This window comes from Fictibacillus barbaricus (genome assembly GCF_031457135.1).
GTDB lineage: Bacteria > Bacillota > Bacilli > Bacillales > Fictibacillaceae > Fictibacillus > Fictibacillus barbaricus_A.
This window is the reverse complement of record NZ_JAVDWA010000002.1, coordinates 291,093-314,338: the sequence shown is the minus strand read 5'-3', so window position 1 is coordinate 314,338 and position 23,246 is coordinate 291,093. Positions and strand designations below refer to the sequence as shown.

The 23,246-nt window shown below is 37.9% G+C and carries 20 protein-coding genes, 2 pseudogenes and 3 riboswitches; of the genes and pseudogenes, 9 read left to right on the top strand and 13 right to left on the bottom strand.

The genetic code is table 11. The features are described 5' to 3' along the window. The first annotated feature begins 8 nt into the window (after positions 1-8). The 7 genes and pseudogenes from J2X07_RS06905 to metH all read left to right on the top strand — a co-directional run bounded on the left by J2X07_RS06905 (position 9) and on the right by metH (position 9,586). A complete protein-coding gene (locus tag J2X07_RS06905) occupies positions 9-1,637 on the top strand; it encodes a nitrite/sulfite reductase (protein ID WP_310257731.1) in 1,629 nt (542 codons plus the stop codon). A 17-nt stretch (positions 1,638-1,654) separates the two neighbouring features. Then, the gene (locus tag J2X07_RS06900; RefSeq protein WP_310257730.1) at positions 1,655-1,876 is read left to right on the top strand and encodes a DUF3906 family protein; all 222 of its coding nucleotides are present in this window, start codon (positions 1,655-1,657) and stop codon (positions 1,874-1,876) included. An 11-nt stretch (positions 1,877-1,887) separates the two neighbouring features. After that, on the top strand, positions 1,888-2,670 hold the full coding sequence (gene cobA, locus J2X07_RS06895; RefSeq protein ID WP_310257729.1) for a uroporphyrinogen-III C-methyltransferase: 783 nt from the start codon (positions 1,888-1,890) through the stop codon (positions 2,668-2,670). After that, entirely contained in the window at positions 2,671-3,477 is an 807-nt protein-coding gene (locus J2X07_RS06890) for a sirohydrochlorin chelatase (RefSeq protein WP_310257728.1), read from the top strand. It abuts the gene before it with no gap. Then, positions 3,398-3,985: pseudogene (locus tag J2X07_RS19970) on the top strand (NAD(P)-binding protein); the annotation flags it as partial. The gene J2X07_RS06890 and the pseudogene J2X07_RS19970, both read left to right, overlap by 80 nt. A 62-nt stretch (positions 3,986-4,047) precedes the next feature. Beyond that, positions 4,048-4,162, top strand: a riboswitch (SAM riboswitch). 116 nt (positions 4,163-4,278) lie between these two features. Further along, positions 4,279-6,141, top strand: coding sequence for a bifunctional homocysteine S-methyltransferase/methylenetetrahydrofolate reductase (locus J2X07_RS06885; RefSeq protein ID WP_310257727.1), 1,863 nt, complete (start codon positions 4,279-4,281; stop codon positions 6,139-6,141). Continuing rightward, the gene (metH, locus tag J2X07_RS06880; protein ID WP_310257726.1) at positions 6,134-9,586 is read left to right on the top strand and encodes a methionine synthase; all 3,453 of its coding nucleotides are present in this window, start codon (positions 6,134-6,136) and stop codon (positions 9,584-9,586) included. Before J2X07_RS06885 ends, metH begins: the two co-directional genes overlap by 8 nt. 147 nt (positions 9,587-9,733) lie before the next feature. On the opposite strand, the gene J2X07_RS06875 is transcribed toward metH, so the two are convergent. Next, positions 9,734-10,912: a styrene monooxygenase/indole monooxygenase family protein gene (locus tag J2X07_RS06875; RefSeq protein ID WP_310257725.1), complete on the bottom strand. Its 1,179-nt coding sequence runs from the start codon at positions 10,910-10,912 to the stop codon at positions 9,734-9,736. 159 nt (positions 10,913-11,071) lie between these two features. Between J2X07_RS06875 and J2X07_RS06870 the strand changes: the two genes are divergently transcribed. Continuing rightward, the gene (locus J2X07_RS06870; protein ID WP_310257724.1) at positions 11,072-11,884 is read left to right on the top strand and encodes a serine hydrolase; all 813 of its coding nucleotides are present in this window, start codon (positions 11,072-11,074) and stop codon (positions 11,882-11,884) included. A gap of 20 nt (positions 11,885-11,904) precedes the next feature. Here the strand turns inward: J2X07_RS06870 and J2X07_RS06865 are convergent, their stop codons facing one another. From J2X07_RS06865 to J2X07_RS06840, 6 genes and pseudogenes are all read right to left on the bottom strand, one after another. After that, complete coding sequence (locus tag J2X07_RS06865) at positions 11,905-12,270, bottom strand: STAS domain-containing protein (RefSeq protein ID WP_310257723.1); 366 nt, start codon at positions 12,268-12,270, stop codon at positions 11,905-11,907. A 36-nt stretch (positions 12,271-12,306) separates the two neighbouring features. Further along, positions 12,307-13,101: a hypothetical protein gene (locus tag J2X07_RS06860; protein ID WP_310257722.1), complete on the bottom strand. Its 795-nt coding sequence runs from the start codon at positions 13,099-13,101 to the stop codon at positions 12,307-12,309. A gap of 212 nt (positions 13,102-13,313) precedes the next feature. Further along, positions 13,314-13,443 (bottom strand): annotated as a pseudogene (locus J2X07_RS06855) (YeeE/YedE family protein); the annotation flags it as partial. Between the two features lie 339 nt (positions 13,444-13,782). Beyond that, a complete protein-coding gene (locus J2X07_RS06850; RefSeq protein WP_310257721.1) occupies positions 13,783-14,055 on the bottom strand; it encodes a DUF2277 domain-containing protein in 273 nt (90 codons plus the stop codon). Positions 14,056-14,120: 65 nt separating this feature from the next. Next, entirely contained in the window at positions 14,121-14,573 is a 453-nt protein-coding gene (locus J2X07_RS06845) for a VOC family protein (protein ID WP_310257720.1), read from the bottom strand. 340 nt (positions 14,574-14,913) lie between these two features. Further along, positions 14,914-15,246, bottom strand: coding sequence for a winged helix-turn-helix transcriptional regulator (locus J2X07_RS06840; protein ID WP_310257719.1), 333 nt, complete (start codon positions 15,244-15,246; stop codon positions 14,914-14,916). Positions 15,247-15,402: 156 nt separating this feature from the next. On the opposite strand from J2X07_RS06840, the gene J2X07_RS06835 reads away from it, so the two are divergent. Beyond that, positions 15,403-15,948, top strand: a complete 546-nt coding sequence (locus J2X07_RS06835; RefSeq protein ID WP_310257718.1) for a GNAT family N-acetyltransferase — start codon at positions 15,403-15,405, stop codon at positions 15,946-15,948. A 76-nt stretch (positions 15,949-16,024) separates the two neighbouring features. Here the strand turns inward: J2X07_RS06835 and J2X07_RS06830 are convergent, their stop codons facing one another. The 6 genes from J2X07_RS06830 to J2X07_RS06805 all read right to left on the bottom strand — a co-directional run bounded on the left by J2X07_RS06830 (position 16,025) and on the right by J2X07_RS06805 (position 23,244). Continuing rightward, positions 16,025-16,858 carry a phytanoyl-CoA dioxygenase family protein gene (locus tag J2X07_RS06830; RefSeq protein ID WP_310257717.1) on the bottom strand — a complete coding sequence of 278 codons (834 nt, stop codon included), beginning with the start codon at positions 16,856-16,858 and terminating at the stop codon, positions 16,025-16,027. Between the two features lie 189 nt (positions 16,859-17,047). Beyond that, on the bottom strand, positions 17,048-18,361 hold the full coding sequence (locus J2X07_RS06825; protein WP_310257716.1) for a nucleobase:cation symporter-2 family protein: 1,314 nt from the start codon (positions 18,359-18,361) through the stop codon (positions 17,048-17,050). Next, complete coding sequence (locus J2X07_RS06820) at positions 18,358-18,954, bottom strand: xanthine phosphoribosyltransferase (RefSeq protein ID WP_310257715.1); 597 nt, start codon at positions 18,952-18,954, stop codon at positions 18,358-18,360. Before J2X07_RS06820 ends, J2X07_RS06825 begins: the two co-directional genes overlap by 4 nt. A 364-nt stretch (positions 18,955-19,318) precedes the next feature. Then, positions 19,319-19,420, bottom strand: a riboswitch (purine riboswitch). 60 nt (positions 19,421-19,480) lie between these two features. After that, on the bottom strand, positions 19,481-20,875 hold the full coding sequence (locus J2X07_RS06815) for an amino acid permease (RefSeq protein WP_310257714.1): 1,395 nt from the start codon (positions 20,873-20,875) through the stop codon (positions 19,481-19,483). Between the two features lie 81 nt (positions 20,876-20,956). Continuing rightward, a riboswitch (Lysine riboswitch) is annotated at positions 20,957-21,137 on the bottom strand. 78 nt (positions 21,138-21,215) lie between these two features. Further along, positions 21,216-21,989 (bottom strand): GDSL-type esterase/lipase family protein, encoded by a 774-nt coding sequence (locus tag J2X07_RS06810; protein ID WP_310257713.1) that lies wholly within the window; start codon positions 21,987-21,989, stop codon positions 21,216-21,218. 607 nt (positions 21,990-22,596) lie between these two features. Beyond that, a complete protein-coding gene (locus J2X07_RS06805) occupies positions 22,597-23,244 on the bottom strand; it encodes a class D sortase (protein WP_310257712.1) in 648 nt (215 codons plus the stop codon). Positions 23,245-23,246: the final 2 nt, after the last annotated feature.

Below are 23,246 nucleotides of genomic sequence, written 5' to 3'. Positions count from 1 at the left end.
ATGTGAAAATGGCATATGAAAAAATCTGGTCCGAAAATCCAAAACTGAATAAGACAGAACAGAAAAAACTTGTAAAAGATGGTCTCAAAATCTTTGAAGATATTCCTTACTATGCTGAGAACGGATTCTCTTCCATTCCAAAAGAAGAATGGGACAGTTTTAAATGGGCAGGTCTCTACTTGCAGCGACCAAAAGAAGATGGCTACTTTATGATGAGAATCAATGTTCCATCAGGTATTTTAAATTATGAGCAAGTTAAGACCTTAGCGGGAATTTGTAAGGATTATGGAAGAAGTGTCTTCGATATAACAACTCGTCAGGCTATTCAGTTTCATTGGCTTACGATTGAGGAGATTCCTGATATTTTTGAGCGATTAAGTGCAGTTGGATTGTCCAGTGCAGGTGCATGCGGTGATATCACGAGAAACATCATGGGGAATCCTTTGGCTGGAATCGATCCCAATGAACTTTTTGACACATCAGGGATTGTAAAGGAAGTGTATGAGTTTTTTCAGCATAATGAAGATTTTTCAAACCTTCCGAGAAAATACAAATTGTCGATTAGTACGAATGTAAAAAATAGTGCACATGCAGAAATTAATTGTGTAGCGTTTACTCCCGCTACGAAGATTATAAATGGCGAAAAGGTTGCAGGGTTTCATTTAAAGGTAGGCGGCGGGTTATCGGCAAGACCTCATTTAGCAAAACCATTAGATTTGTTTATTGAACCTCATCAAGTAAAAGAGGTTGCTGTAGCAATTACTACCATTTTCCGGGATTTTGGATACCGGGAGAAACGTCATCTCGCAAGACTAAAGTTTCTCATGGCGGATTGGGGACCTGAGAAATTTAAAGATAAAGTCCTTGAATATACAGGAACGCTTCCAAACAAAGGCGAAGATGCTCTTACTGGATGGAATGCAGGATATTTCTATGGTGTTCATCCTCAAAAACAAGACGGATTAAGCTACATTGGATTTAATGTACCAGTTGGCAGGCTGGATGCAGATGAAGTACTAGAAATTGCGGAAATATCTAAAAAATATGGCGATGGTGAAATAAGAACATGCAACTCACAAAACCTGATTATTCCAAACATCCCGCATGAGAATGTCGATGAACTGCTGAAAGAGGATGTCTTTAAGCGGATTTCAATCGAACCGAGATCCTTTATTGCCTATTCCGTTTCTTGTACGGGGACAGAATACTGCAACTTAGCACTAGTTGAAACAAAAAAGAGAATGCACCGCCTTGCGGAAAGTTTGGATGAACAAATTGCACTAGATGTCCCTGTTCGAATCCACATGGTTGGCTGCCCAAATTCATGCGGGCAGAGACAAATTGCAGATATCGGATTGCAAGGAGTATTAATGAGAACGAAAGACAAAAAGATGGTTGAAGCTTTTGAAATCTATGTTGGCGGAACGTTAAATGAAGGTGGTAAATTCAATGAAAAGCTGAAAGGGAAATTCGATACGAATCAGTTAGATGAGGTTTTGTTTAACTTGATTTCCTACTTTAAAGAAACGAAGCTGCCATCAGAAACTTTCTTTGACTATGTGAATCGGACTGGTCTTGAACAGCTGCAGATACAACTTGATGAAATCTCAGGACGTTTAACTGAACAAGTTTCATAATCAGGGAGGCAAATCAAATGTATTTATACCGTTTTGAAGTGACTTCAAACTCTGAAGTGATCGATGTCGTTGTTGCCGCTTCCCGTGATGAACAGGCGTTTCAACTCGTGGAGGTAGAGCTTGAAAAGTATTTTTTAAAGGAACCTGAAGTCGATGATATATCTCTTTATGAGAAGAAAAAAATAAGAACTGGAAATGCCTTTGTTTTATATGAACGGGAAACGATTGTAAACAATTAAGGGGTGATTTGATGGGAAAAGTTTATCTTGTTGGAGCGGGTCCAGGAGATCCGGATTTGATAACAGTAAAAGGGCTGCGATGTATAAAGGAAGCGGATGTTATTTTATATGATCGTCTAGTAAATAAAGAACTCCTGTCTTACGCGAAGCCTGATTGTGATTTGATTTATTGCGGAAAACTTCCTAACTATCATTCAATGAAACAGGAAACAATCAACAGTTTCTTAGTCAAACATGCACAGAAAGGAAAAACCGTGACACGATTAAAAGGCGGAGACCCTTTTGTATTCGGGAGAGGCGGTGAAGAAGCAGAGGCACTAGCAAAGAACCGTCTATACTTTGAAGTTGTTCCAGGTATTACTTCTGGCGTTGCAGCTCCTGCTTATGCAGGCATTCCAGTAACTCATAGAGGAATTAGCTCCAGTTTTGCTTTCGTAACGGGACACCGGAAAAACGGAGAAAGTGAAGAGCTGAAATGGGATAGCCTCGCAAAAGGCATTGATACGTTGGCAATTTATATGGGTGTAGGAAATCTGCCGTATATATGCTCCAAACTCATTGAAAACGGCAAGAGTGAGACAACACCAGTAGCATTAATACATTGGGGCTCATTAGAAGAGCAGCGAACAGTTACAGGGACCCTCTCGACAATTGTAGAGATTGTGAATAAAGAAAAAATTGAGAATCCAAGTATGATAGTGGTCGGTGAAGTTGTTCGTTTGAGGAAAGAATTAAGCTGGTTTGAACAATTGCAAGGAAGTCAGCAGGCACTTTCCGTGAGCGGAGCATTATAGATGCAAGCCCTGCTTTTAATCTGTCATGGAAGCCGGTTAAAAGAAGGAAGCGAACAAGCAAAATCCTTCGTACAACAATGCATTGAAAGTATAGACACTCCTATAAAAGAAATCTGTTTTCTTGAACTTGCAGAGCCGTCGATTAAAGAAGGATTTGAAACATGCATCAAAAAAGGAGCAACCAAGATTGCGGTAGTACCTGTCTTGCTATTGTCTGCAAATCATTCTAAAAGAGATATTCCTGATGAACTAATCAAGCTACGGAATCAGTACCCTGCTGTAGAAATCACATATGGCCGTCCATTTGGAGTGCATGAATCCATTTCTGATTTGCTTTGGGAAAAGATAAACAACAAAGTTAGTAGTTTAAAAGATACATCTCATGTACTCCTGATTGGACGCGGAAGTTCTGACCCTGACGTTAAAAGGGATCTCGAATTGATTGCAAAGCAATTACGAGAGCGATACCGTGTTCCGCAAATTCAAGCTTGCTTTCTCACTGGTTCTAAACCGAGATTTGAAGATGCGCTGACAAAGATTCAGGAAGCTTGTGATCAAGTTGTGATTGTGCCGTATTTATTATTTACAGGTCTCCTGTTAAAGGGAATAAACAAGACGATTAATGAATACAAAGGACATAACGAAAAAGAAATTATGATTTGTGAAGCGCTTGGATATCACCCTATTTTAAGAAAGGTATTAGAGACTCGAATAAACGAGACTCTCAATGATAAGGAGAGGAATGCATTTGTACCCCGTTCACTTAAATCTTACAAACAAATTAGTGGTGATAGCAGGTGGAGGTAATGTTGCTCTGCGTAAAATCCAAGGGCTATTGAAAACTGAGGCAGATATTACAGTTGTAAGCCCTGATGCAGTTTTAGAGATTAAGCAGCTTCAAGCTCAAAATAAACTTCGATGGATATCAAGGAAAATCGAAGCAAATGATTATACAGAGGCATTTTTGATTGTTGCTGCAACAAATGATCATGCAGTAAATGCATGGATTGCGACACAAGCGGCAGATAAGCAGCTTATTAATGTTGCTGATCAACCGGAGTTAGGTAATTTTATCGTTCCTTCGCTTGTAAGAAGAGGAAGACTCGTATTCTCGGTTTCAACGAGCGGATCAAGTCCAGCGCTTACTAAAAAAATAAAAAGAAAACTTGAAGAAACATATAACGAAGACTATGAATCGTATGTGGATTTTCTCTACGAGTGCCGTGTTCTTATAAAAAAATTCTATAATGGACAAGAAAAGCGTAATATCCTCGAAGAACTAACTAACGAACAATTCTTACATTTTAAAAAATTTAGAGAAAAGTTTAAAACAAAGCTTGTAAATGATGCGTTAAAAAAACATAAATTGAATAAGGAATCTTATCCAGAGAGGTGGAGGGAATGGCCCTGTGAAACCTCAGCAACCAGCAGCTTTCCTAAGCTGAAAAGGTGCTAATTCCTTCAAGTTTACTAAAACTTGTAGAGATAAGAAGACCCATACTCACAAAAAGTAAAGTCTTCTTATTAGAAGGCTTTTTTTATATTTTCATGTAAAGCTGATGCAAACCGTTTTGCATCAGCTAAGTTTTCTTTATGAGGGGGCATAAGATGGGTATTTTAACAGATTTAAAACAAAACAAAATATTAATCGGTGACGGCGCAATGGGTACGCTATTGTATTCCTATGGAACAGACTTCTGTTATGAAGAACTCAACCTCTCACAGTCTGATCAAATTCTTAATATCCATCGTGCTTATATTGATGCCGGCGCAAATATCATTCAAACGAACACGTATGCAGCGAACTACTCGAAACTCGAACGTTACGGACTGCAAGACTCCGTAAAAGAAATAAACAGTGCAGCTGTCAGGTTAGCTAGAAAGGCTACAAAAAATAATGAATATGTCGTGGGAACCATAGGCGGGATCCGCGGTATTAAACCAAATAGAATACCAATAGAGGAAGTGAAACGCAGCTTCAGGGAACAGTTATATTGTCTCTTAATGGAGGATGTAGATGGTATTTTACTAGAAACATACTACGATCTAGAAGAATTGAAAACGGTTTTAGAAATAGCTAGAAAAGAAACAAATTTACCGATCATCTCCCAGGTATCTCTGCAGGAAGTAGGAATTATGCAGGATCGTACTCCTATCACAGAAGCCCTTGCGAAATTAGAAGCAACTGGAGCTGATATTGTAGGTCTTAACTGCCGGCTCGGTCCTTATCATATGCTGAAAACACTTGAAGAGGTACCGATCCCCGAAAACGCATACTTGTCTGCCTACCCAAATGCAAGTCTTCCTTCTTATAATGATGGGAAACTGCAATATGAAAGCGATGCTGAATATTTTAAAGAATGTGCCCGTTCTTTCAGGGATCAAGGTATTCGATTACTTGGCGGATGCTGTGGTACGACTCCTGCTCACATACGGGCTTTCTCTGAAGAACTGAAGAATGCTGAACCGATCAATGAAAAGGAAATATTGAAAAAACATAAAAAAATCGTCGTTCAACCTTCGTCATCACCTGCAAGACCAAAAATTACTCCGCTGCATGAACAGGTGAAAAAACGGCAATCAATCATTGTTGAGTTAGATCCACCTAGAAAATTAAATACAACTCGTTTTTTAGAAGGGGCGAATGCACTTAAAAATGCAGGTATTGATGCACTTACGCTTGCGGATAACTCACTTGCTTCACCAAGAATATGTAATTCAGCGCTCGGGTCGATTGTTCAATCACAGGTAAACCTGCGGCCGCTCGTTCATGTTACATGCAGAGACAGGAATTTAATCGGATTACAGTCACATTTGATGGGGCTTCACACACAAGGAATTAATGAAATTCTTGCAGTGACAGGTGATCCTACAAAAGTTGGTGATTTTCCGGGTGCATCATCTGTTTATGATGTAACATCATTTGATTTGATTAAGCTCATCAAACAATTTAATGAAGGTGTCTCGTTATCAGGGAAAGAGCTAGGTGAAAAGACTGCATTCTCAGTCGGAGCGGCTTTTAATCCCAATGTAAGGCATATTGATAAAGCAGTTGAAAGGTTAGAGAAAAAAATAGAATGTGGAGCAGATTATTTTATTAGCCAGCCCGTCTTTTCAGAAGAGCAGCTCATCAACGTATATGAAGCCGTTAAGCATATTGATAAGCCTATATATATGGGGATTATGCCGCTAATCAGCAGTCAGAATGCCGAGTTCCTTCACCATGAAGTACCTGGCATCAAACTTTCCGATTCAGTAAGAGAGCGTATGGCTAAATTCAAGAATGATCCTAAAAATGCGTCAGAGGAAGGTTTATTGATTGCCAAATCTTTATTGGATACCGCTATGGAATTGTTTAACGGGATTTATCTAATTACCCCATTCATCCGTTATGAATTAACAGTCGAACTAGCAAATTATGCACGAACTCACAGTCCTTATCAACTCGTCAGGAGGTCTCAGAATGCCTAATGAATTATTTGAACAACAGCTAAAAAAGAAAATCTTAATCATGGATGGCGCGATGGGAACGATGCTTCAGCAAGCCGAGCTGACAGTCGATGACTTTGGCGGTGAAGAATATGACGGGTGTAATGAATTTTTAAATATCACATCACCTTCAGTAATTGAATCTATCCATTTAACGTATTTAAAAGCCGGAGCAGATATCATTGAGACCAACACATTCGGCGGGACGAATCTCGTACTAGATGAATATGATTTAGGTACTAGTGCCTATGAAATCAATAAAATTGGAGCAGAACTCGCTAAAAAAGCAGCGGATCAAGTGTCAACTGAGGAATGGCCTCGGTTTGTTGCAGGCTCTTTAGGCCCAACTACTAAAACTTTAAGTGTAACGGGTGGAACAACTTTTGATATTTTAAGAGATGCGTATGCTGAACAAGCGCTTGGACTAATCGATGGAGGAGCTGATCTTCTATTATTAGAAACGAGCCAAGATATGCTTAATGTAAAAGCGGGTTTTCTTGGTATCGAACAAGCGTTCTCAACCCGTAAAAAACGGCTCCCATTAATGATTTCCGGTACGATTGAACCGATGGGAACTACTCTTGCTGGTCAAAATATAGAGGCATTTTATATTTCTCTTAAACATATGAATCCAATTGCAGTTGGCTTGAATTGTGCGACAGGACCGGAATTCATGCAAGACCATATCCGCTCCCTTTCCGATCTGGCAACGACAGCGGTAAGCTGTTATCCAAATGCAGGGCTGCCAGACGAAGAAGGGAATTATCACGAGACGGCTGAAACTTTGGCAAAGAAATTATCCGGTTTTGCTGAAAAAGGCTGGCTGAACATCGTTGGCGGCTGCTGCGGTACGACACCCGCACATATAGAAGCTTTATCAAAAGCAATGAAACAGTACGCACCGCGTGAAAGACAAATCAATGAAACACACATGGTGTCCGGCATCGAACCTTTTATTTATGATGATCCTACGCTGCGTCCCATAATGGTTGGAGAGCGTACTAATGTAATTGGTTCACGAAAGTTTAAACGATTAATCGCAGAGCAGAAGTTTGAGGAAGCCGCAGAAGTAGCAAGAGCTCAAGTAAAAGGCGGTGCTCATGTATTAGATGTTTGTTTAGCTGATCCCGATCGTGATGAAAAAGAAGATATGGAAAAATTCATGAAGGAAGTGGTGAAAAAAGTAAAGATTCCTTTTGTCATAGACTCAACAGATGAAGAAGTATTGGAAATCGCATTAAAATACTCTCAAGGGAAGGCAATCATCAATTCAATAAACTTAGAAGACGGAGAAGAACGCTTGGAAAAAGTGATCCCGCTACTTCATAAGTACGGGGCAGCTGTGGTTGTTGGGACCATTGATGAAAAAGGAATGGGTGTTTCAGCAGAGCGTAAATTGGAAATTGCAGAACGATCTTATGATTTGTTAGTAAACAAATATCACGTTTCCCCATCAGATATTATTTTTGATCCACTCGTATTTCCAGTGGGAACAGGTGATGAACAATACATCGGGTCGGCAAATGCAACAGTAGAAGGCATCCGAATCATCAAAGAAAAGTTTCCTAAGTCCTTAACGATATTAGGAGTTAGTAACGTGTCATTTGGACTCCCGCCTGTTGGACGTGAAATTTTAAATGCCGTCTATTTATACCACTGTACACAAGCCGGCTTAGATTATGCGATCGTGAACACCGAAAAATTAGAACGTTATGCTTCCATTTCAAAAGATGAAATTTCGATGGCTGAGGAACTGCTTTTCAATACAACAGAAGAATCACTTGCTATTTTTACAGAATTTTATCGCGGCAAAAAGAAGGAAACCAAGTCACAGCTTCCTAACATGACACTGGAAGAAAGACTTCAATATTATATTTTAGAAGGAACGAAGGAAGGATTAATCCCTGATTTAGAAATGGCGTTAAAGCAGTACGAGACACCGCTTAAGATCATTAACGGACCACTTATGGATGGTATGAAAGAAGTTGGCCGATTATTTAATGATAATCAGCTTATTGTTGCAGAAGTGCTTCAAAGTGCAGAAGTCATGAAAGCATCGGTAGCTCATTTAGAACCTCATATGGAGATTAATGACGCATCCTCCTCAAAAGGAAAGGTGTTGCTTGCTACGGTAAAAGGGGACGTCCATGATATCGGTAAAAACTTAGTGGATATCATATTAAGCAACAACGGATTTCAAGTGGTCGATTTAGGTATTAAAGTTACTCCTTTGGAACTGATTGAAGCAGTTAAAAAGAACAAACCAGATATCATTGGATTGTCAGGACTACTCGTGAAATCTGCTCAGCAAATGGTATTAACGGCAAATGATATGCGGGAGGCAGACATCTCAACTCCTATATTAGTAGGAGGAGCTGCATTATCCAGAAAATTTACAGATACTAAGATTTCAAAGGAATACGAAGGAATGGTCTTATACGCAAAAGATGCAATGGAAGGACTTTCGCTTGCCAATCAATTACAAACACCTGAAGATTGTGAAAGACTAACGATTGAACAAAACGAAAAGAAAATGTCAATCGCCTTAGATACCGGTGTTTCTGCAAGCAGCACAGCTACCGCAACTGCTGTTAAAGTCCGATCAAAAGTATCACAAACGGCACCTGTATACATTCCACAGGATACGAAAAGGCACATTTTACGAAACTATTCATTATCCCATATACAGCCTTATATCAATTTACAGATGCTGTTAGGACATCATCTGGGGATTAAAGGCAAAATTTCACGTTTACTAGACGAAAAAGATGAAAAAACATGGGAGATTAAGTCACTAGTCGATAACCTTTTAAAAGAAGCGAAAGAAAAAGACTTAATCAATCCATCTGCTATGTATCAGTTTTTTCCGGCGCAATCAGATGATGAGAGTGTCATCATCTATGACCCAGCAGATCAAAAAACGATAATTGAACGATTTGATTTTCCCCGTCAAACGAAAGAACCGTATTTATGTATAGCTGACTATCTGAAGTCAAAGGATAGCGGGGAAATGGATTATGTAGGGTTCTTTTCTGTAACGGCAGGTACTGGGATACGTGAACTTGCACAAGAATTAAAGCAAGAAGGACGTTTCTTAGAAAGTCATGCGCTCCAAGCATTAGCACTTGAAACAGCAGAAGGGTTTGCTGAACTTGTTCATCAGCAAATGAGAGATCGATGGGGATTCCCGGATTCCGTTGATTTTACAATGAGAGAGCGTTTTTCTGCACGATATCAAGGACAGCGTTTTTCTTTTGGTTATCCAGCTTGTCCAGAACTAGAAGATCAGCAAAAGCTATTTAAGTTAATTCAGCCAGAGCACATCGGAATACAGCTCACAGATGGCTGTATGATGGAACCAGAAGCATCCGTTTCTGCTATCGTATTCTCACATCCAGAAGCTCGATATTTCAATGTATTGAGTTAATAAGAGGGAAAAGAGGCTTACCCTTAGGGAGAAGCCTCTTTTTGTGTCTAATATAAAGGATGGAAAATGTTGATTCCACATTTTTATGTGATATAACCACGAACCATCAACCAATCGACTATACCGATACCATTGATTAGTGATAAGCTAAATGCTGCTTTTCTCGAAAAAAGCTTCATGGGCCATTTGAGGATCAGCAAACCATTCTGCTATTTGATCTGCCTTTGTTTGATCCTCTGCTCCGGCCAATAAGGTTTGAATTACATGCTGTGGAAGAGGCTGAGTCATCGCGTTTGTCCATTCAGTAACTTCTTTTACATGAGGCTTAATCCGATTCCAGTAGCTTCTACCTAATTTCTCATCCCATTTCAAATGCTTGAATTCAATTAATGTTTCATAGAGCTGTTCTGCACAATAAGAAGCGAGATTGCAGCCTTGACCAGTAATTGGGTCGTTTAGAAAAACACTATCACCGCAGCCTACTACAAGTTTCTCATTAAACATTTCAAACGGCTTTCGAATCTCAGGCTTTATTGCAACTTGAAGAAAGGCATTTTCATCAGATAGAGAAAAATTTTGAGCGTCGATTCGTTCGTGGATAGCAGGGAAATAGTTTTTCGCGGTGCTTTTCATCTTGGTCGTAAATTCGTCCGCATCTTTAATCCCTTTAAAGAGATCTAATTCTTTGTCAGGTACGGCCATAATAAACAAAATAGTTACTGGACCTTGTTCTGTTACTGCAGGAATTTCGAACATTTCACCGATTTCAGGAAGAACAGTTACACTAACCCCTAAAGGATGATTTGGCTGAATTCCTAAAAAATAACCAACGATACATTTTCTCTGAGGTACTCTAAAGGGAGTAAATTCTTCTTCAATTGGAAAAGAGAAGAGAGGACCAGATTTACCGGTGCAATCTATCACCAAATCATACTCTTTAACTAAAGCTTCTAAAAGTCCCTTTTCAATTTTCTCTTCATGAAAAGAAACATTTTTGCTCTTTAAATCTTCCGTACATTGTGAAAAATAAAATCGCTGATCAACAGATAATGCATCTTCTTTTAACATACCAGTAAAAAGCTTTTGGTCACCAATTGTCACATGAATACTTTTAATAGGGTCGTGATCATCCCATTTTGGCATTTGAAAGCGATTTTCCCGTGTTCTCGTAGAGCCAAAATGAACTTGAGTAGACTTGATCCGCCCGCTGCGCATTTTTTCTGATGAATTAGCGTGAAAAACGGTGACTTCAAAATCCTCTTTAAGTGCATAAGCAAGCTGCAATCCTGCTGTACCACTGCCAACAATACATATCTGCTTTTTCAAGATTCTCGCTCCTTTTTGTTTAAGTCTTCCATCTCACTTAACCTCTAACGCTCTCAGTCTATTTTTTTAATACGATATTGTAAATGCGACTATTTATTTAAATTGATTTAAACTATAGGTATAAATGACAAGTATATAAAGAAAGAAGGGGAGCGGGTAATGCTCAAAGAAAACAAGCAAGCACTATTGGATTTAATTGCTGCCGGAAGCGGGGTGTACGGTGTATCCATCTACCATTTTGAATCAGAAGAAGAATTTGTTCATCTTCCAAATGAAGAGTTTTATGCCGCGAGCATCATTAAAATTCCAATAATGGCAGCAGTTTTCGCTCAAGTAGCTGAAGGAAAACGTTCTTTATCTGAAAAGATTACAGTACGTGAAGAAGACATCGTTTTAGGTGACGGAATCTTAAAAAACCTTGTTCCAGGTAAAGAATGGTCTGTTCATGATCTGATTGTTTTAATGATAATCGAAAGTGATAATACGGCAACGAATCTATTAATCGATTTAGTCGGCTTGGAAAATGTTCAAATGTATATGAACGGATGGGGATTTAAACAAAGCAAGCTTTGTCATAAACTTCAGGTTTTGCCATCCATAACTAGAAGGCTTGATGAATCAAATAGTATAACCCCAAAAGAAATCAATCAATTTTTAAAAGAAATCGCACACGGCAAAATTATTTCTATAAATGCATGCCGAAAAATGATTGAAATCATGAAACAACAGAAAATGAATGATTTATTGCCGAGACTGCTTCCCGAGTCAAATGGATTAATCGGAACGATTCCGATTTGGGAACTGGCACATAAAACAGGATATGTGCCAGGAATCGAACACAATGCTGGTTTGTTTTATATGCCTGACTGTACTTTCACGGTTACAGTTCTTAGCAAAAACGTACCAAACCGAGATGAGCCAAAAGACATAATAGGTAAGATTGGGGCATTTCTGTATAAAATCAGCAAATAATGATTAACTTAGATTTACTATTAATGGTGGATTCTTCCGTTAATCCATTTCAATGAATCCAACCTTTGTTCCATATCTGGCGATGAAGAAAAGTTTCCCATGGAAATTCCTAATTCGTTAAGCGAAATAACAACTGAAGGCTGAACCCTAGTTAGAATTACTTCAGCTCCCATAAGATATGACATATAAATGATGTCTATTAGAACTTTAGCAATTAAAGAATTTAATAAATGTATGAAAGATAAATCAATAACCACCTCTGTGGTGTTATCTGACTGAATTTTATGGAGTAAGTCTTCTTGAAGCTTAATGGCTGACGGATCATCCAATGTTTCTTGAAGAGATACCAGCAGATAACCATTCACTTTTAAAATAGGTATGTTCATGAGAAAGCCTCCAAAAAATGAATTTAACGAAGTAGTTTAATTCAATAAAATTGAGTTTTTGGGCGGATAATATTCATGATCAATTTGAATAATTTCATCCAGGTTTCGCATAAAGTAGGTGTTTTGGTTGAGGTTCTTATTTTTTAAATAGAAAGCATGCTCTGCTTTTAGCCCAATAACATAACAGGTAACTCCAATTAGACTAAGACTATGGATAAGTTGTGAGAAAGCATTTATTCCATCCTCAGAAAGTTTATCAACACTGCAAAAATCAAAAAACATTACAGAAATCCTGCCTTCATGTGCAATATTAGTAAGTGTGATATGGTTTTCTTCAAATAAATCTGGATGGAGTTCTCCGGTTAAAGGGACTAGACCTACAGATTCAGATAATTTAATAAAGTTGGCAGACAACTCGAGTATTCTTTTCAATGATTGTTCAAGGTGTTCTTTTTGGGTAAGAAGTTCGTAATTGGTCTCAGCTAAACGGTTGCACTGTTTTTCAATTCTGTCTTCAAGCTCCTTTATTTTTTCGGTCTGTTCTACACATAATAGGTATCCAATACCTTCATTCCAGCAAATTGAGCAGCTAAATAACGAATAGGGAGAATGAGCAGTTGTAAGAACTAATTCGATTTCTTTACCGTATGGTTTAGAAAGGAATTTTACCGCTTTTTCTCTGCTTTCTAAATCAACGATATCCAAGAAGTTATTTATTTGATTAAATAGTTCCACAGACTTGTCCGAACGCGCTAATACATTTAATTTTTCATCAACCTCAAAATAAGGCAGTGGCATATGTTTAACATTCGTTTGATAATTATTATCCATCTTGCACCTCCTGACACACGTCTAAATATATCAGTTTAGTAAAAGAGCGAGGAATAAGAGTTATTCCTCGCTGAAGCCAAGTTACAATAATTTACATTTTAATAATTTTAATATATCACAATGTTTAAATATTAACAATAAAAACAAAGGATCTGGATACAATCAAAACGCTAATGAAGGGATCGGGTTTAATCATTCCATTAGCGATTTTTTTAGCAAATCGAATCATTTTTATTTGGATTTTTTAGTCCGAACAACGACCATATATAAAATGCCAGATATGTACATAGCCATAATAGCCCATACCCAGCCATGAAGACTGAAAGAGGCAATACCACCAAATATAATTAAAATTTTTCATACTAAATCAGCGGAGTTTAAAAAAGTTGAATTTAACAAGAATTTTTAGTGGAGAAAAATGATGTAAGAAACATTAAATTTCAATGAAATAGAAATTTTTTCATTTCGTCTCACTATCTTAAGTAATCTTTTATTATGAGACAACTTTCATCTTATTTCACATAGCTGCCGAGAATAAATATTATGTTAACAAAGATGAGGGATTTTCTTTTGCTACTATTCAAATCAACTACCCTTCTTCCATAATAATAAAGAGTGCTATTTCTTTTTAAAGAAATGCACTCGATTGTTGAATAACTCGTTATTAAATGTTATTCCTCGCTAACTTGTACCAAACCTTTTTGCTGATCTGACACGAGCACGCTCAGCTTCGACTTCTCGATTGCGAGGATCTGCACTGGTTTCCATTGTGTCAAATAAATTCTTAGTAATCCTTGCTACTTCATTGACTGCGAGATTAAACGCATCCTCGTTTGTCTTTGAGGGTTTGTTATAGCCCGTTATCTTTCTAATGTACTGAATAGCTGCTGCATGAATCTCTTCATCGGTAGCTGGGGGGTCGAAATTAAATAATGTTCTAATGTTTCGACACATACTATTTTCTCCTTTTTTTTCTTATTTTAAAATCCATTCCACAAGGGATCCTTACAATCCTTTACTTATTTGTTACCTAGTTGTTCCGCCAAACCGATTAGAAGTCCTTCGGTTCCACGAATGTAGCAGAGCCGATACGAGTCCTCGTACTGAACCACTTCACCAACTAGCTGAGCACCATGCTTAGTGAGTCTGGATAACATTTCGTCAATGTCTTCAACGGTGAACATGACACGCAAATAACCGAGGGCATTTACCGGTGCAGTACGGTGATCAGCTATAGCAGGTGGGGTGAGAAATCGAGAAAGTTCAAGTCGGCTGTGGCCATCTGGGGTTACCATCATAGCAATCTCTACGCACTGAGAACCCAATCCGGTAACACGACCTGCCCATTCACCTTCAACAGTGGCTCGCCCTTCGAGTTTCAAGCCAATCTCCTCGAAAAAAGAGATTGCGTTGTCAAGGGATTCTACAACGATGCTGACATTGTCCATTCTTAGTAAATTATTTTTTTCCATAGTTTTATCTCCTTAAGTGTAATCGAATTAACGAAGTTTCAAATTCCTGATTAACAAAAAAACCGTAGTTGCTATTCGATAAAAACATCTTCGACTTCACCGCAAATATTCCTGCCCTGTACTCCATTAAATGGCCCAATTGTTGAATAAGTACTTTACATACATAACTATCAGTTTGATCAATACTCATAAAGACAACTTTTACTTGTCAATAACTTAAAAAGACCATACATTTTTATCAATTATTAATGACAAAATTGTATGGACTTAGGTTCTAAATCTTGTTTTTCCAGGTTTTAAGACATCACTTTTATGTCATTCGTTTTGGTCTTAAGTAATGTTATTTATTTTGCATAGCCTTTCCCCATTTTGCCAGTGATTCTAAGGAAGGAACTAAGTCTTTTCCTGCTTCTGTTAATGAGTATTCCACTCTTGGCGGAATCTCCATGTATTGTTTACGAACTACAAGTCCGTAACTTTCCATTTCTTTTAATGTATGAGATAGAACCATATTTGTAATTCCGTCCACACTGCGTTTTAATTCGTTATAGCGCAGTTTTTCATTTTTCCATAAAGCCCATATAATAGGCAGCCTCCACTTGCCTCCTATTAACGCAAAAGCATAAGTTAATGGACAATCTTCTTTCCTTTTATATCTCGGTTCTTCATTCATATTCAAAATACTCCTTTAATCAGTTTTTCCTGACTTACTCATAAAAAACTGCATACTTGTGTTACTTCCAATATGTATTAAAATTATATCGTAGTTATCTGAACATTTGTAACATGAACAAATGCTTATATTCCCACTTAAAAAGGAGTGAAAGGAATGGAATTGAAATACGAAATGATACCTGAAGACAAAATTGAATTGTGCAGAGATGCATGTAATGAACTAATGTCATTCCAAAAGTCTAAAGCATACATAACACCGGAACTGTTTGATAGCATGAATTTTGACACAAGGATGGTCCCTTCAGTAAACAAAGCGATAGAGAACTATATTGTGGTAGTTAAAGATAATGATAAAATTGTAGGCTATGTTTATTCCAACATCTCTCCTAAAGAAACCTATTCAAATGAATTTGCTGTCTTCTTTGATTTATCGTCTGTGAGTAAAAATAACGTAGGCTGTCTTTCTCAATTTTATATAAAGGAAGAGTACAGAAAATATGGGGTTGGTTCTACCCTTTTCAACATGTCTATGGAGTGGCTGAAACAATTTGATGACGTTGAAGATTATTTTATCTTTGTCTCAAATGGCAATGACAACGCGTTAGAGTTTTATCAGCGCAAAGGATTTGCTGTTAGTCATGATATATTGGATGGTTTTATTACTGTTCTAAGAAGCGAAAAGAAATTAGCGAACAAATAGAAAGTATAAATAAATATAATTAAGGCGTACCAAATCTTCAACCTGGTGCGCCTTTTTTATTAACACAATTCCTGTTTTATTCCCAAGGCATTTTTGGGGGAAATCCTATTTTCTCCATACGATATAATTCTTTTGCTTTTGCAGGCAATTCATCATATGTTTCTTTCGGGATTTGAATGCTCGATCCTGCTCCATACCAGCTTCTGTTGAAAATCATCGCGAGATTCGTTCGTCTATAATCAGATCGATTAGGAGTACCTCTATGCCACATCCGTATATCACGAATTAAGATTGAACCTGCTGACATGAATACTTTTTCCGAATGCATATGTTCTGCTGCTCTAACAATATGCATATGTGGATTAACGGAATTGTCCAAAGTATCATGATTAGACTGATCCGGATTATGGTGTGTCCCTCCTGGCCATATTTCAAGTGGTCCATTTGCTTCCGTTACATCGACTAAAGGTATATTCATTACAAGACTGAAAACCGGCAATGGTACGGCTAATTCTGGGAAAAGTGGCATGATATCGCAATGTGCATTCTGATAATCCGCCCCGGGCATTGGAGTGTCAGATGCAAAGTAATTACAGTGATTGCCAGGACCAAGGAGTTTATCAATAACAGCTGTAGCAATTGGATGACATATTACATCTTCGTCAATAAACGGATCTGTAAATGGCAAAAACATTTGGGCACGATTTGTTCCAGTGTTATATCCATTTTTCTTAATATATTCATCAAACAACGGGTCAAATTCATTTCGAATATGAGTGATTTTTTCCTCTGTAATAACTTTATCAAAAATGATATATCCATTCGCTTTAACTTGCTCTACAGCGATTTCTAGCGTTTCAGGATTTAATTGTTTTGTCTTTCTTTCTTTTTCAGTTAACTGTATATTCACCGTATGTCCTCCCTTATTAATACTTGGTAATCTCTTATACCCAATTCGTAGAAACGTTTCGATTATCTAGCAAAAAAATACGAGTTATGTAGATTTCGATATAATCCGAATATAATGAAAACGCTTTAAAGAGTCAATAAAAAAGAACGCACCCAAGAAGGCTATTAGGCGGCGTTCGATTTGTACTCTTTAATTAGTCTTTACGGGTTCATTACCTTTTCTTGAATAAGCGGGTAATTTTAGAGATATTCCTTTTCCGTTGAATAACAAGTTCAAAATGATAGCCATTAAGCTCCCTGAAACAATACCGTTCTCTGTTAGGATCTGGATACCATCTGGGAGTTTGCTGAAAAGCTCAGGTTCTACTGTTACCCCAAGTCCCATTCCTACTGAACAAGCAATGATGAGAAGGTTTTCTTGTTTTGCTAAGTTCACTTCGCTCAGCATTTTGATGCCTGATGCAAACACCATTCCAAACATGGCTACCATAGCACCGCCCATGACTGGTGTTGGAATGAGAGTTGTTAAAGCAGCAACTTTTGGCATTAATCCGAGGAATACCAGCATTCCACCGGCTACATAGATGACTTGTTTTGTTTTCACTCCAGAAAGCTGAACAAGTCCAACATTTTGTGAATACGTCGTATAAGGGAAAGCATTAAAGATTCCTCCAAGTATAATGGCAATACCCTCACCGCGATACCCTTTTGTTAAATCTTTAGGCGTTAGATCCCGATCACAAATTTTACCAAGTGCCATAAATACACCTGTAGATTCAATAAGACTAACAATGGCTACAAGAATCATCGTTAAAATAGCGCTAAATTCAAAGGTCGGCATTCCGAAATAAAATGGTTTTGGCATATGGACCCATGAAGCTTCCTTTACCGATGCAAAGTCAATTAACCCTATAAATGAGGCTACTATTGTACCTGCGATTAAGCCTAGTAAGATAGAAACAGAACGAATAAAACCTTTAGAAAAGCGATAAGTAATTAATATAAAAGTTAAAACTCCGAATGAAAGAAAGAGATTTTGTGCTGATCCGAAATCTGAACTTCCCGCACCGCCTGCCATGTCTTTAATAGCCACAGGAATTAATGTGATACCTATTATTGTGACGACAGAACCTGTAACGATTGGCGGAAACAGCTTTAAGATTTTACCGAAAGCACCAGCGAATACGACAACAAACAATCCCGCTGCAATAATTGATCCATAAATAGCACTGATTCCATACTGGCCGCCGATTGCGATCATTGGTCCGACAGCTGTAAATGTACATCCGAGAACGACAGGAAGTCCAACTCCGAAAAATTGATTCTTCCAAACTTGCAGCAAGGTAGCTATTCCGCACGTTAAAAGATCGATCGCAACTAAATAGGCAAGTTGATCAGGTGATAGTTTTAAGGCTCCTCCTACGATTAAAGGAACGATGACTGCTCCAGCATACATAGCAAGAACATGCTGTATGCCAAGTGAAAATGTTTTTGTTTTTTTCATGACGACTTTACCTCACTTTCTTCTTTCCAGAATGAAATGCCTTTCGGACTCATCTCTCGTATTCTTGCGATTGATTCTACACGGTATCCTTGATTTTCCAGCTTTTGACGACCCGCTTGAAATGACTTTTCGATGACGATTCCAAAGCCGCAAACATGGGCTTCTGCCTTTTGTACTAGCTGTGCGAGCCCTAAAGCCGCTTCCCCATGAGCTAAAAAGTCATCAATAATGAGAATACGTTCACCGGGATTCAGCCATTTCGTAGATACCGAGATTTCATTTTGTTCTTGTTTTGTATAGGAATAAACACTTGCTGTGATTAAGCCTTCATTAAGTGTCAGTGACTTTCTTTTTCTTGCAAACAAAACAGGTACATCCATGTCTAACCCAGCAAATACAGCGGGAGCAATACCAGAAGATTCAATCGTTAATATTTTATCGATATTGGAAGACTTAAATCGATCAGCAAATTCACTTCCTATTTCTTTCATGAATCTTGGATCAATTTGATGATTTAAAAAGGAATCCACTTTTAGTACAGTTGAAGATAATACAATTCCTTCTTCACATATCTTCTTTTCTAAAAAGTTCATGGGTACCACCTCTTATTGATTTTTATAAGGCTTTTTGGTAAACTTTGTTGCTTTTGAATGGGGTTAATTTACGCTCTATGGACTCGCTTTCCGCAGGGTGTGCGGTGAGCCCATTCGTCGCCTTGCGACATGGAATGGTCTCACCTGTCCCACTCATCCTGCAGGAGTCTCGCCCTTTCGCTCCAATTAACTGTTCAATGAAGAACTTTTCAATATATCTCTGTAGCAACAATCTTTTAGAAAAGAGCCTTTAGTAAACAAAAAACCGGAGGAAGCTTCTCTCTTTAGAGTGAAGCAATCCTCCGGTTAACATAAACGGAATGAAAAATAGTCTAATACACCCTACTATTAAAGGTGATCAGAAATGAAAATTTGCGTCACTCGTAGTCAGACCCTTAACGGGGGTCTGGTAGAAACTTGCAGGCCATATCCCTGCGATTATACGAGCTTATGAAGTTATGTCACATTATACTGTATAAGGAAAAAAAAGAAAACCTCATATTGATGAGGCTTTCTTCCAGTAAGATTATTTAGCTGTAAAACGATTAAATAACGGATAAACAATAAATCCGAATAAAAATAAACCCATTCCTAAAGAGAACGTTTTAATATCAGCAGTTCCTGAAATGATTACCCAAACCGAATAAATCATGGCAAACATCGCAATAAGTCCATCTCTGACTCTCGATCCTTGCATCAAATCGTATGTTTCTCCTTTTATTACTAGCTTTAAGAAGTAAATAGCCGAGATCAAATATGGAATAAGATAAGCCAATGTAGCAGAAGTCGTTAAGAACATATAGGCTTCACTGATTGTTCCTGATATCGTTGAGAATATAAAGATCTGTGACATGATGTTTGTAACAGATAACGCATTGACAGGACTGCCGTTTTTATTCGCTTTTCCAAAGAAAGCAGGAAAAACACCTGACTTAGCTGCTTGATAAGGTACTTCTGAGCTTAGTAAAATCCATCCGATCGTTGAGCCGAACAGTGAGATTACAGCGAGAAGACCCATTAACGATGCACCTGTATGTCCAATTAAAGCTGATAATACATCAACAAACGGTTTATCTGATGCCATAAGCACTTCTCTAGGAAGTACATTCATCGTTAAAATCGTTGTAATCATGTAAATACTTAGTGCAATAAGAAGCCCGACGATTGTAGCCTTCTTAACATCCCTTTGTGAAGCCGCTCTCCCTGATAATACTACCGCCGATTCAATACCTACAAAAGCCCAAAGAGTGGCGATGGCACCCATTTTAACCTGGCTACCCAATCCATGTGCAACCCCCTGGCTATCCACCACTTCAAAGTAACCATTTGCGAGCAATGTTGATTCAATAGCAAAGAGAGCGGCTGCAATAAAGAGCATAAATCCTATTACTTTTGAAGCTGTAGCAATAAAGTTAAGTTTACCTGCCACATTCATGCTTTTTACAAGAATGAAATGAGTAAACCAAAGTAATGCTGTACAAACAATGAAAGTAACTAGTTTACCGAGTTCGATCGGCTGAGTTAATACATTTGCGACGATTTTATTGCTTTTCATAATTGGGAAAAATGTTGATAAATACCCTGCAAAGCTTGTGATTATGGCAACGTTGCTTATCCAGTTTGCAACCCAATAACCCCATACCATGCTGAATCCCGCTACATTCCCTGCTTTTGGATTCGAAAATAATGCTCTTGCATAACTTTGAGGTCCTGCTGTTAAATCAGGACGTCTAATAGACAATGATCCAAAGACAAGGGCAATCATCAAAACGCCAAATCCTGTAACTAACCAAGCTGCTGTTACTCCTAAAGGGCTGGCTGTTTGAGCCAATGTGCTTGGAAGCATAAATATCCCAGAACCAACCATATTTCCTACGACAAAAGCCGTTAGTAACCAAAAACTCCATCCTGTGTTCTTCATGATGTAAAATCTCTCCCCCTAAACATACAAAAAAACACCTATGGAAAAGACCATAAGTGTTTTATAAATAGCCTCTTATTAATCCCTGATAGCTCAACGCAAGAATTATCCTGCGACAGTTCTGCATTTATTCAATGCAGCCCCAATGATTTATAATAGTGGATCATAAATCATTTCGGCACTAATTCCTTTCAGCCTGTTATCAATGGCACCACTTGCCTCCAACAGTCTACTCTTAATTAGCGCAACCTCTACCTCACCGAGATTAATGTGAGGATTTGTATCAAATTTTTCACAACGATAAGTAGAATAACAATAAATGAAATAAGAGTCAATGGAATTATTTGCTTTTTTGATTTACCGTGTTAAATACTCGTTTCCCAATTAGTGCATACCCTTTTTTATTCGGATGAAGTTTATCTGAAAAGTATTTTTGTTTGTCTTTATGAATGAAGAGATCATCGGTTCTAATATAAGCTGTATTTTTATGCGATTTCGTCACACGAATAGTAGATTGATTCCAACTGTTTATCGTTTGATTTACTTTGCCCATATCAGCCCATTTTACTTTAGGATTGTAAATTCCTAAAATATAGATGGTTTTTGGATTCTTCTGATCCTGCAATATCTTCAGGATTTCATTTAAATTTTTCATATAAATTTTCTGATTTACTTTTAATTCTTTTTCATTAAATTTTGTCATGTGGTTCGTGCTTTTTAAAAAGTCATTTGTTCCAATATTAATGAAGATGATATCTGAACTTATTGCGGAGCTTCTGATTTGTTCGTTGTTTAACTTTTGTAGTAAGTCAGTACTTGTAGCATTTGGTACACCATAATCTTTTACGACCATCGTTGTTTTTGCAGATGATTCGTATCTTTGTTTGACATCCCCTATGTAACCATGATCTTCTTCATCACCCAATCCATACGCTAAAGAGTCTCCAAGTGCAGCTGCTTCAACATCCTTCTCGTTCATTGATGTGATTTTTGACCAGCCGATGTCAATTACAGTTGCAAATGCTGAGGGAATATTGAGCGTTTTAGACCAAGCAAATATTCCTAATAATAGGATACATACACTAACAAGTATGACCACTAGACCCTTTTTCATTGCTGCATCTCCTGCTTTCTAGTTGATTATTCTAAGTTTGTTTACATTGAATACGATTTAAACGTTCCAACATTATTTTGTACACATTCCTTTTTTGAAAGAGTTTTAAACTAATTAAGCAAAATTCTCTTTACTAAAGGCTTTTTTCGTGTTCAATGATGCATTTTGAAAGGAGCTGATTTCCGTTTCAGGTTGCTCGCTTTCCGCGGGGCAGACGGTGAGCCACATTCGTACGTTTCACATATAAGTGTCTCACCCGCCAGCCTTGTCAATGAAGTCTCTTAGAAAAGTCTTTTTCCGTATTCATTGATGCGTTTTGAAAGGGGCTGATTTCCGTTTCAGGTTGCTCGTTTTCTACGGTGCAGATGGTTTGCCACATTAGACGTTTCACTTAAAAGTGTACCTTCCCGCTTTTGAAAAAGTTCCTCTTTGAACATTGAATTAGAGCGATGATGGCGTTTTCTTGTGACGCAGAGCTCATCCCATATCCTGCGGAAAGCGAGTCCAAAGAGCGGACATTAACTATATTCAATAGCAACAAAGTTTACTAAAAAAACAAAGCAAAAAAACAGCTGAATGTTCATCAGCTGCTTTACTTTATCACATATTACTTTGTCAATTCCTGTGAAACTAAATTAGCTACAAGAATATATCTTTGCGGTGCAGCACCAATAAAATGAAAAGGATAGCAAGTTGATACGGTTAATGTTGCGCGAGGCTTAGGCACAATCACAGTTCGATCATCCTTGTCCACTATTCGTACATTTCTTACTTTATAAGTAAACTTGCCTGCACTCGTTTCAACGACTAACAGATCTCCCTTGCCAACGTCTCCTAACCTTCTGAAAACAGAATCCCTATGACCTGATAATACGGAATTGTCCTTTTCTCCTGGCAATACACTTCTTGAGAAATGACCTACCCCTTTATCCAGCTCTTCTTCGTCCGTTCCGTGAAAAATTGGCAGTTTAGCCTCTAATTTTGGTATGAAAAGATTACCAATGTTTTCACCTTGTTTCGGCCGTATAGGATAAAATGGTTCGTTCGTCTTTTTTGAAGTCGATTTATGATCCCTTTCAACGAATGCTTTTTCATGATTATCGGCATAAGCCTCACTTGTTTTGAAAAGTAAATAGCCTTTAATGAATTTATAGGCATTCGTCCCGCTGAACCATACGCCAGAAAGAATGAGAAGTACAGAAAACGTAAGAAGAGTAACTTGTGTTTTGCTTCTTTTTTTGTCTGTATGCTTCATTA